This is a genomic window from Pseudonocardia sp., from assembly GCF_025465255.1.
Classification (GTDB): Bacteria; Actinomycetota; Actinomycetes; order Mycobacteriales; family Pseudonocardiaceae; genus Pseudonocardia.
Genome location: NZ_JAODNI010000166.1, coordinates 1 through 9,656, shown reverse-complemented (window position 1 = coordinate 9,656; position 9,656 = coordinate 1). Strand labels below are relative to the sequence as shown.

Below are 9,656 nucleotides of genomic sequence, written 5' to 3'. Positions count from 1 at the left end.
GGTGGGGGCGTGCTCGTCGCGATCCCGGCGTCCGTCGGTGTTCTGGCCGTGGTGGTGGCCTGGGGTCGGCGCGACAGCACGCGCCGCCTGATGGCGCAGCTGCGCGGCTGACGCCCCGGGCTCCTGGATCCGGGCTGCGGCTCGTGCCCCCGGACACGAGCCGCCCCGCCATCGCTCAACTGCGGAACAGCATGGCGACGTTTGCGGACCTAGCGGCGCCGGCCACGTCGGTCCGGAGGCGCGATCGATCTCGCGCCGACCGATCCTGCGCTCGACGGTCGCCATCGGGTGCACCAGGTCGTCGCCACGGTAGATCCGGCGCTGCGGGAGATGGCTCGGCCAGGTCGCGGGGCGGAGATGTTCACGCCGACCACGGGCCTTGAGCCGTCGCGAGGGCCTTGTCCAAGGGTTCGAGGTGGGCGGCGACCGGGCCGAGCGTGACCAGGCCGCTCCCGGCGCCGGCCAGTTCCGCCGCCGCCGGGACGAGCGCGGCTCGGGCCCGCTCCATCGCGATCAGGTCGCCGAGCGCGACCGCGGCCCGCGCGACAAGGCACCACATCGCCTCCTGCAGCAGGTCGCGCGGCGGATCCGGGACGTCCCGAAGCCGGGCGGCCGCCTGGTCACGGCGCCCTGCGGCGAGCAGGAGCAACGGGTGAGCCCAGGGCTGGTGGGGGCCGAGGTCCGCGGTCGGGTCGAGGGGCTCTCCGTGTCGGAGGGCGACGCACAGCAGCGCCAGCGGGAGCAGGCCCTCGGCGAGGCCCGGCATGCCGGCTCCGTCCAGCGAGTGCGCGGCCTCGCGGTAGGCCGCGATCTCCTCCGCCGCGGTCGCACGCCCGGTCGAAGCAAGGCGTAGGGCTCGGTACCAGCGGGTGAACACGTCCACGAGGGGCCGCTCATGCCGGTCGGCCAGCTGGTCCAGTGCGTCGGCGTGCCCGTCGGCGCCGCGGAAGTCGGTCAGCGCACTGCGCGCCTGCAGCCGCACGAGGTGGCCGAGGACCTCGATGCCGGCGAACCCGTGCCGGGTGGCCAGGTCAACCAGTTCGACGCCGATCCGGTCGGCCCGGAGCAACCCGACGGTCGACTCCAGCCGCGCCCGCCCACCCGCGGTCACCGTGTGGTCGTAGGCCGCGGCGGCGCGGGCCCACACCCGGTCCGCGACCCCGCCGTCGATGCCGAGGTGGCGGCCCTGCCGGAGGACGTCGGCCTCCAGCCGGCGCAGTTCCGGGCCCGGATCCACCCCCAGCTGCTCGGCCAGCGCCACGCGGGCCCGGCGCAGGACGGCGAGCGCGTCGCCCTGGCGCCCGGCCCGGTAGAGCGCGAGGCCGAGCAGCACCCATGCCTGCTCGCGCCACGGGTGCACGGCGACGTGTGCGTCGAGGTCCGGGATCGCGTCCTCCACCCGGCCGAGAGCCAGCCGGGCCTCTGCGAGGCGTTCCACGGCCTCGGAGCGCAGCTCGGCCAGCCGCCTGCGCTCGGCGCGGGCCCAGTCTTCGTCGGCGAACTCTGCATAGGACGGACCGCGCCATCACTCGAGGGCCTTCCCCAGCAGTTCCACCGTCTCGCCGGGTGTGGTCCCTCAACGTCGCCGTCGGCGGCACCGGAAGCCCGGTCGTGCTGCTGCACGGCTTCCCGCAGACCCATCTGATCTGGCGGCACGTCGCGGCGGACCTGGCCGTCGAACACACCGTGATCTGCCCGGACCTGCGCGGCTACGGCGCCAGCGACAAGCCCGCGGAGACCGGTCCCGAGGTCTACTCGAAGCGCACCATGGCCGCCGACGTCGTGGCCCTGGCCCACGCGCTCGGTTACGAACGGTTCGCCCTCGCCGGCCACGACCGCGGCGCACTCGTCGCGTTCCGCGCCGGGCTCGACCATCCCGACTCGGTCACCCACCTCGCCTGCCTGGACATCCTCCCCACCCTCGACATGTGGGACGCCCTGCACGGCGTGAGTGCCGCGGTCGGCTTCCACCTCTACCTGATTGCGCAGCCCCCAGGCCTTGCCGAGGCGCTGATCGGCGCCGCCCCGGACGCCTTCTTCAGCTACTTCCCCGACGCCTGGGCCCTCGATCCCGACGCGATCCCGGCCGCCGTCCGCGCCGCCTACCTCGACGCCTGCCGCGCGGCGGTGCCCTCGATCGTCGCGGACTACCGCGCCTCCGCCGGCATCGACGTCGAGCACGACCGGGCGGATCGCGCCGCCGGGCGAACGCTACGGATGCCCGTCAGCGTGCTGCAGCAGGACTGGGGCGCCGCGCTCGGCTACGACGCCGCAGCCCTGTGGCGCGCATGGGCGCCCGACCTGAACCACCGCACGGTCACAAGTGGCCACCTCATGGCCGAGGAGGCGCCGGCGGACGTCGCGAAGACCCTTCGCGACCTGCTCGGACGAGTCTGAGCTCGAGCCCCGAACGGTCGGCACACCGGAGCCGCCGGCGGTCACGTGTCGTCCCCGCCGAGTCGGCGGGAGTCCCGACCTTCCCCACAGCTTCCTCGCCCCGCAGCGTCGCCGGCGGCCGGTCACTCGGTGAACGTCGCCAGTGGCCGGCCCACCTCGACGATGTAGGTGGAGAGCATCCGGCCCGTCTCGAGGCCCACGTCGAGCGCGTTGTGCGGTGTGCGCGGCGGGATCAGGAAGGGGCTGCCGGCGGGCAGGGTGAGGGTGGGCTGCCCCTTGATCATCATCTCCACCGTCCCGGCGAGGATGTACCCGACCTCCTCGCCCGGGTGGATGTGCCAGCCCGACTCGACGCCGGTCGGGATCTCGGTGAGCACCTGCACGATCTCCCGTCCAGGGATCGAGGACGAGTGGCGCTGGAGTTCGGTGCGTTCGAGCCTGCCTGCCAGCGCGTCGCTCGGCTGCGAGTCCGCCGGGTTGGACGACATGGTCGGACCTCCTGATCGAGTTCGCGTGGCCCGGCCCGACGATCAGCTGCTGACCGTCCGAACCGCCTCGAGGACGACGTCGGCGACCGCATCGGGCTTCGAGATCATGATCACGTGCGAGCCCTCGACCTCGGTGATCTGCGCGCCCGCGCGCTTGGCCATGGACAGCACGACGTCCGCGCCGGCCGCCTTGTCGCCGGTGGCCACCACCGCCCAGGACGGGAGACTCCTCCACGCCGGGACACCGCTCTTCTCCCCGAACGCGATGGCGGCGATCGGCCGCTGCGATACGCCCATCACGGCTGCCGGTCCGTCCGGCAGATCGCCGGCGAAGACGGCGTGGAACTGGGCCACGTCGATCGACAATTCGACCAGAGTCTCCTCGCCCGACCCCGACGGGTACTCGGTTTGGACCAGGGCGGAGCCGAGGACACTGTCCCGGGAGGTCCCCTCGATGTCCTGCAGGGTCTCGTCCTCATCCGGGGCGAAGCCGGCGACGTACACCAGACCGACGACGTTGTCCGCCGTCGTCGCGGCATTGGTGATCACCGCGCCGCCGTAGGAGTGGCCGACGGCCAGCACCGGCCCGGGAACCTGACGGAGCACGCCGGCGACGTACGCGGAGTCGGCGGCGACGCCGCGCAGCGGGTTGGCCACGGCCCGCACCGGCACGTCAGCCGCTTGCAGCTGCTCGATCACCCCGCCCCATCCGGAGGCGTCGGCGAAGGCGCCGTGGACGAGGACGACGGTCACGGCACCCGAGGTCGAGTTCGTATCGGTCATGGTGCGTGATCCCTAATCGAAGAGAGCGATGGCCCTGGGACGCAGTCGGCGTCCGTCATCCGCCCAGACATTTTCGATCTTTCGGGTGCTCAATAACCCTGTCAGTTCCGGCAACCCGGCACAACAGGCTGCGGCGATCCGTCCGAATTGGGAGGAAAGACCTGGTGGGGCAGCAAAGGCCGTGCGGCGCGTCCGGATAGTATTTGACCGCTGCGTTCTTGATGCGTTCGGCGACTTCACCGCCGCATCCTTGAATGGGAACGATCGGGTCGGCCTCGCCATGAACGACCGGGGCCCGGACATCGAATTGTTCTTGAGGGTCCTCGTGAAGTCGGTGTCGGAGACGCCTACTGCTGTGTTCGCTCATCGAAGGGTCGATCTCAAGCGTTTGGAGACCCAGGACGGGTGTGCATCCGAGGCGATAATGCTGCTTGGAATTTCATACGTCGAGTTCGGTTATCGGTGATCGTGGCCCGTGGGAGGAATATCGCCGATGGCGGCGACGAAGATCGGACGTTCGCCGGGGATTCCAGCGTGAAGCGTGGCTACACGATGCTGTAGCGGGTGGGTCTTGATGGTCGTGTCCGACGCGACCGAGGGTGTCGTCGTACGTGAACATCCGATGCGTGACCCACAGACTCCTCGGAGCACCCTGGCGTATGGCCGATCACCGTAGCCCTCATCCGCTCGTGGACCTTCAGCATGTCTCCCACGCGCCACCGGGCCCCGACGCCCGCAGGGCAGCAGCCCGGGTGATCCAGCCCAGCGACGATCCGGTGCGTCCGTCGCCGACAGCACGGGCAAGGGGCCGGGTGCGGGCGTCGGGTCCGTGGGCCGCCACAGGGCCGGGGCAGGGTCCGACAACGGCAGCTCCTCGAACACCGGCTCGCGGCCCGCGCCGCCGTCGTGGCCCGACACGACCGAGGTAAGGGGCGCAGCCTCGGCACCGACGAGGGCCGGGCCCTCCGGACCGCTCCCCGGCCGCGCACGAGGCCGGAGCCGGGCCGAGGCGGCCGGCCCGCTCAGCTACCCGCCGGTTCCGGCGCGAGCGCTGGAACCCGTGGGTCGCCGGTGGCACTCGAACTGCGCACGACGGGGCGGTTCCGGTGCCACGCCAAGGGGGGGTCGGCCGGGCGGACATGCTCCGCCCGGCCGGGCCTTACCAACCTCCGGCTCCGTCGCCTTGCTGACCAGCACGCACGAAGCCCCGGACCGAGCTCCGGGCGTGGCGACCCGTGTCCGCTGCCCGATGTGCTCGGCCAGGGGCGCGGCACCCACACCCGCGTTGTCGGTTCACCCGCGCCGCTGCCGAGCCGCCTCAACCACCCAGACGAAAGGTCACCTGATGGACCCGGACAACGGCGAAGCCCGCCCGCCCGCGCAGCAAGCTCACGACGAGCCGGCCGACGCCAAGTGGATGGACCGGCTCGTGGAACTTCATGTGCTGGCCGACAACGGGGACGCGGCGGCGGCTGCGGCGGCGGCGAGCTGGATCGCCGAGGACGGGGAGGCCCGCCGGGTGTGGGAGGACGTACAGCGGACCTGCGCACAGGTTCGGGCTGCCCGACAGGGGGAGTGAGGTGTCACTCGCCGTCCGGTACCGACCCCACCCTAGGACGACGGTCTCCGACGGCCCGACCCGAGGGGGGGCCGGCCCTGAGCACGGATACCGGGTCCCCGAGTCGGGTGCGGGGGAACCGGACCCGCGGGTGTTCGGCGATCCCTGGTGGTCGCCGCGTGCTTCGATGACCTATCGGCCTGCGTGTTCGTCCTCGAGGGACCGGATCACGTCTTCGCCGCGGTCAACCGAGCGGGACGGGTCCTGCTGGATCCCACCCGCGAGGTCATCGGCCTCTCCTACCGGGAAGCGTTGCCCGAGGTGGCCGGGCAGCGGCTGGCGGAGCACTCGACACGGCCTACGCGAGCCGGCACCCGGTCTCCGGACGCGAGTGGCGCATCCTGCTGGACACCGACGGCGATGGACAGCTCCGGGTGTTCTATCTCGACTTCACCGTGGTGCCCGCCCGCCCCCGTGGTGGCGCGGTACGCGGGGTGGTCGTGCATGCGATGGATGTGACCGACGTGGTCGCGGCCCGGCGCGCGGCCGAGGCCCAGGCGACCGCGTTCGAACAGCGCTACCAGGCCGCGTTGGACGGGGGTCCAGTTGCACTATCAGCCGGCCGAGCAGATGGCGGCGGACGGTCGCCGGTTACAGCTCATCGCCCCCGTCGGCGCCGCCGCCCACCAGGTCCTGGCTCTCACCGGTTGTCGGGAACGAACAACTCACCCACCACCGGCGTCCAACCATCCGGCGTCGGAGCCGATGCGCGCGGCCAGCTCGGTGAACTCCCGGATCCACCCGTTCTGGGCGAAGATCGACCAGAGAGGCGCCAGCCAGAACGGCGGCAGCCCGGAGAGCGGCACAAGCACCACGTCGGGCCGCAGCACGGACGGTGCAGGTCGGCTGATGGTCACGTGGGCGATGTCCTCGTGTACCACGATCGTGATGGCCTCCTCCATGAAGCTGTCGGTCATGCGCCGCACCCGCTTCATCGGTCGCCCGGACGGGGTCACCGGCGGGGTCCACGCATCGGCGAACCGCTGGGTCACCGTGGGCGGGTAGAGCACGTCGTACTCGGCGAGCTCCTCGATGTCGACCACCTCGTGCCCGGCCAGCGGGTGGCCGCTGCGGACCATCACCGAGCGGGGTTCGCGCAGAATCACCGGTCCGGTACGGACCCGGGGCAGGTTCAGGACGTCGGGCTGGTCGGGGAACCAGCTGACGTACACGTCGTCGCGCGAGTGGTCGCACCATTGGCGGTGCTGCATCGACGGATAGGCGTAGCGAACCAGCGGGACGTGCGGGTAGGCCTCGGTGAACCCGTGCACCAAGGCCGCGGTCAACTCCTCGCGCAGCGAATTGACGAAATAGACCTGCAGTACTCCCTGTGGCTCCCGGCTGGCCGCGCGCTTGGCCCTGCGCAGTGCCTCTTCCAGCTGTCGGACGGCCGGGCGTACGTCGTCGACGAGAGCCTGGCCCAGCAAGGTGAGCCGCACGGTGCGGCTGGTCCGCTCGAACAGCGGCGCGCCGACGCGGCGCTCGAGGGCGCGGATCGCCTGGCTGACCCGCGAGGTCGTCAGATGCAGGCGGGCGGCAGCCCGGCCGAAGTGCAGTTCCTCGGCGACCGCGAGGAATACCTCGATCTCCCGGGCGTTTTCCATCCCGATCACAGCCTTACATCGACCGACATCGTCCCACTCGGCACGACTGAAGACGCGACGAATACTGTCAGTAGTCGCGGGTTCACTGGCTGGCACATCGAGGGCAGGGGAACTGTGACGAGCCGAGCGGGAGCGCGGAGCTGAACGTCCTCCGAAGCCCGTGATGCCGACGAGCGAGTGGGGGCCTTCGTCCTGGCTCGGCCCGGGCTCTCCAGCCGATATGCCCGCCACCGGCTGCACGGGAGGAGGTCCGTGCCGTCGAGAAGCGGTGCCTGCTTCAAGGCTCGGGGGCCCGAGCGACAGCAAGGCCTGGCCGGGTGCATTCTTCTGGTAAGAGAGTTTTCGATCGCCTACTCGTGGCCCATATTGAGTACTTTGTTGAATCCGTTCGAGAAGGCAGCCCATTCGTGGCGCCGCGTGTTCAACACGCGTTCGCCCAGCGGAGTCAGCAGGTACCGGCGAGTTCCATCCGCCCAACTGATACGTATCAGCCTGTTGTTCTTGAGGTGATGAAGCTCGCGATAGACACTGCGCGCCTGCAGTCGGAAGGTTCCGCCACTGAGTCGACGGACGAGATCGATCAGCTCGGGTCCGTTCGCCGGCCTCCGCCTCGCCGCGGCAAGAAGAAGAACGTCGATGTCCTCGCGGTGGCGGACCGGTACGGCGCGCCACCGCCCGCGTGGCGAGATAGCAGGTGCATCGCGGCGGCCGCGACGCGGAGAGGCCGCTTCTGGAGCACGCGCATTCGTCGAATCACGCGCTTCGTCGTGTCTCGCTTCCGCAATCTGCGGATGGGATGTAACGCCGGGATCAACGGTGTGCGGCCCAACCGCGTCCGGGTCCTCCTTCTCAATTTCTCGCCTGGTATCGCGGTGGCGCGAGGAATTGTTGCGAAGCGAGGCGGCCGCTGCGCCGAAAGCAAGTGACAAGCTGCCGCCGATCGGCTTGTCCGGCGAATCGCCATTGTGCGTGGAGGAGTTCGGGGTCATGGCAACTCCGACGTGCTACCGGTCGGCTCGGCACGTTCTGCCTCCTCGGCCGCCTGCAACGTGGTCAGCACCTCGACCCCGAGCGCACGGTAATCACCTGCGACGCTTGCCGCCGTCGCCGAGACCCGGGGCGCACGGATGTTCGACCGGAGCGCCTCCCACCATGCCGGCTGCGCCGCGAGCTCGATCTCGAGTTCGTGCGCAAGTTTGCCCAGGCGTCGCGCATCTTGCGCCGTGCGCTCGGCATGACGGATCGTGGTCTGGAATCTCGGTGATTCACCACCGAATGCCCGGTCGATCGCCTGCCTGGCTTCGCTGTGAATCGCACGCGAACGCGAGCCGGTACCGAAGAGGACGACGCCGAGCAGGCCGAGCCTTGGGTTGACCTCCCGGGCGAGGAGGAACCGCTCGGCGACCAGCGACATGCCGACCAGTCCGCCGACGTCCGACTTCGTCGGCATCAGCACCCATCGCGCAGCAGCCAACGCAAGGTCCGACAAGATCGTCGACTCCGGCGGGCAGTCGATGAAAACGAGCTCGTAGTCGGCCGCGATGGGGGCCAGCACGTCGCCGAGAACCCGGAACGCCTTGCGTCCGTGGTGTTGCAGCCGAGAGACCATGATGGGAGTGAGGTCCTCGAGGCGCGCGCCTCCACACACCACATCGAGAAGCGGACGTACGTCGATCATCGGAGCGAGCGGCGTACTCGCGAGGACGCTGCCGAGCAATCCCGCTCCCTGATCGTCGACCTCGGCACCACGGTATCCGAGGTCGTCCGCGAGATTTGCTTGCCGGTTGAGGTCGATGAGTAGGCAACGGTAGCCGGCGCCCGCGAATTGGCCCGCCAGGTTGGCGGCGATCGATGTCTTCCCCACGCCGCCCTTGTCGTTGACAATCGCGATGACGCGCCCCAACGCAAAATCGCGGTCCGGATCTTTTCGCCGGTCGGCCACAGGCACCTCCGCACTTCGACGACGAGGATGCCGCCCTTCCGCCCACACCCTTGTGCGCAGCGTGCAGCGGCAACATACCCACCGGCGAGGATCGACACGCCTGTTTCGCCGGGCACGGGGTGCTCACGTCAATCGCTAGGCCGGTTGCGCGGGCGCGAGCCACCAGATGCCGTAAGGCGGCCGAGCTGTCCTCGGTGCACCGTTCTCGTGGGCGCAGACGCTCGAGTCATCACACCTGCGCCTCGAGGGGTGGGTTCGATCAGGTCCGCCGGCCGCGTCGGCACTTGCGGTCTCGGCCGCAGTCGCCGGGTTGATCGGCGCACAGGAGTTCCGCCTTGATCGTCGTCGTCACCGGCTCGGCTTCGCCGTGCGTCCACCCTTTGTGCGCCGGCTCGGCTGGCCTGTCTGTGTCTGTTCCCCTTCGGGCGAGGTGCCGGCTGAACGCGCCGTGCCCTTCGCGGATCGGCTGCGACCGGATGCAGCGGAAGGGGCACCGGTGGGCGCCGAGGACCTGCTCGAGCTCTTGGTCGAATCGCCGCGCTGTCCCCGCGGTGTCGGAGGCTGCTCATCCCGACCTGCCGTACGGCCGCGACCTTCTCGGGTCGGATTCGCGGTTTCCTCCCGACCGCCATCCTGGCGAGACCGGCGCGGCCGCGGCCGCAGGAGATTACGAAGGTTCCCCGCTGCGGCGGCCTTCGCCGCTTGGTCTTGGTCGGTGAGTTCGGTGTCGTCTTCGTCGTCGTCTTGGTCGGTGAGTTCGGTGTCGTCTTCGTCGTCGTCTTGGTCGGTGAGTTCGGTGTCGTCTTCGTCGTCGTCTTGGTCGG

9 protein-coding genes and 1 pseudogene are annotated in these 9,656 nt (G+C 70.3%); 4 read left to right on the top strand and 6 right to left on the bottom strand.

Annotated features, from left to right (window positions below):
• Positions 1-361: 361 nt before the first annotated feature.
• Positions 362-1,513, bottom strand: a pseudogene (locus JWP64_RS20215) (BTAD domain-containing putative transcriptional regulator); the annotation flags it as partial.
• Positions 1,514-1,566: 53 nt separating this feature from the next.
• Between JWP64_RS20215 and JWP64_RS20210 the strand changes: the two are divergent.
• The gene (locus JWP64_RS20210) at positions 1,567-2,397 is read left to right on the top strand and encodes an alpha/beta hydrolase (protein ID WP_297499482.1); all 831 of its coding nucleotides are present in this window, start codon (positions 1,567-1,569) and stop codon (positions 2,395-2,397) included.
• 122 nt (positions 2,398-2,519) lie between these two features.
• Here the strand turns inward: JWP64_RS20210 and JWP64_RS20205 are convergent, their stop codons facing one another.
• Both JWP64_RS20205 and JWP64_RS20200 read right to left on the bottom strand, forming a co-directional pair.
• A complete protein-coding gene (locus tag JWP64_RS20205) occupies positions 2,520-2,885 on the bottom strand; it encodes a cupin domain-containing protein (protein ID WP_297499480.1) in 366 nt (121 codons plus the stop codon).
• 42 nt (positions 2,886-2,927) lie between these two features.
• Positions 2,928-3,668: an alpha/beta hydrolase gene (locus JWP64_RS20200; RefSeq protein WP_297499478.1), complete on the bottom strand. Its 741-nt coding sequence runs from the start codon at positions 3,666-3,668 to the stop codon at positions 2,928-2,930.
• An 85-nt stretch (positions 3,669-3,753) separates the two neighbouring features.
• On the opposite strand from JWP64_RS20200, the gene JWP64_RS20195 reads away from it, so the two are divergent.
• The 3 genes from JWP64_RS20195 to JWP64_RS31620 all read left to right on the top strand — a co-directional run bounded on the left by JWP64_RS20195 (position 3,754) and on the right by JWP64_RS31620 (position 5,745).
• Positions 3,754-4,134, top strand: a complete 381-nt coding sequence (locus tag JWP64_RS20195; protein WP_297499476.1) for a hypothetical protein — start codon at positions 3,754-3,756, stop codon at positions 4,132-4,134.
• Between the two features lie 879 nt (positions 4,135-5,013).
• Positions 5,014-5,247: a hypothetical protein gene (locus JWP64_RS20190; RefSeq protein ID WP_297499474.1), complete on the top strand. Its 234-nt coding sequence runs from the start codon at positions 5,014-5,016 to the stop codon at positions 5,245-5,247.
• A gap of 147 nt (positions 5,248-5,394) precedes the next feature.
• Positions 5,395-5,745 carry a PAS domain-containing protein gene (locus JWP64_RS31620; RefSeq protein ID WP_366890290.1) on the top strand — a complete coding sequence of 117 codons (351 nt, stop codon included), beginning with the start codon at positions 5,395-5,397 and terminating at the stop codon, positions 5,743-5,745.
• A gap of 206 nt (positions 5,746-5,951) precedes the next feature.
• On the opposite strand, the gene JWP64_RS20185 is transcribed toward JWP64_RS31620, so the two are convergent.
• The 3 genes from JWP64_RS20185 to JWP64_RS20175 form a co-directional block, all read right to left on the bottom strand.
• A complete protein-coding gene (locus tag JWP64_RS20185; RefSeq protein WP_297499472.1) occupies positions 5,952-7,130 on the bottom strand; it encodes a LysR family transcriptional regulator in 1,179 nt (392 codons plus the stop codon).
• Between the two features lie 110 nt (positions 7,131-7,240).
• Positions 7,241-7,879, bottom strand: coding sequence for a helix-turn-helix transcriptional regulator (locus JWP64_RS20180; RefSeq protein ID WP_297499470.1), 639 nt, complete (start codon positions 7,877-7,879; stop codon positions 7,241-7,243).
• A complete protein-coding gene (locus JWP64_RS20175) occupies positions 7,876-8,832 on the bottom strand; it encodes a ParA family protein (RefSeq protein WP_297499468.1) in 957 nt (318 codons plus the stop codon). Before JWP64_RS20175 ends, JWP64_RS20180 begins: the two co-directional genes overlap by 4 nt.
• Positions 8,833-9,656 lie beyond the last annotated feature (824 nt).

Bases quoted from the DNA above. Each gene is read 5' to 3' on its own strand.
- JWP64_RS20180 (WP_297499470.1), bottom strand. From the start codon at position 7,879: ATGACCCCGAACTCCTCCACGCACAATGGCGATTCGCCGGACAAGCCG.
- JWP64_RS20200 (WP_297499478.1), bottom strand. From the start codon at position 3,668: ATGACCGATACGAACTCGACCTCGGGTGCCGTGACCGTCGTCCTCGTC.
- JWP64_RS20190 (WP_297499474.1), top strand. From the start codon at position 5,014: ATGGACCCGGACAACGGCGAAGCCCGCCCGCCCGCGCAGCAAGCTCAC.
- JWP64_RS20205 (WP_297499480.1), bottom strand. From the start codon at position 2,885: ATGTCGTCCAACCCGGCGGACTCGCAGCCGAGCGACGCGCTGGCAGGC.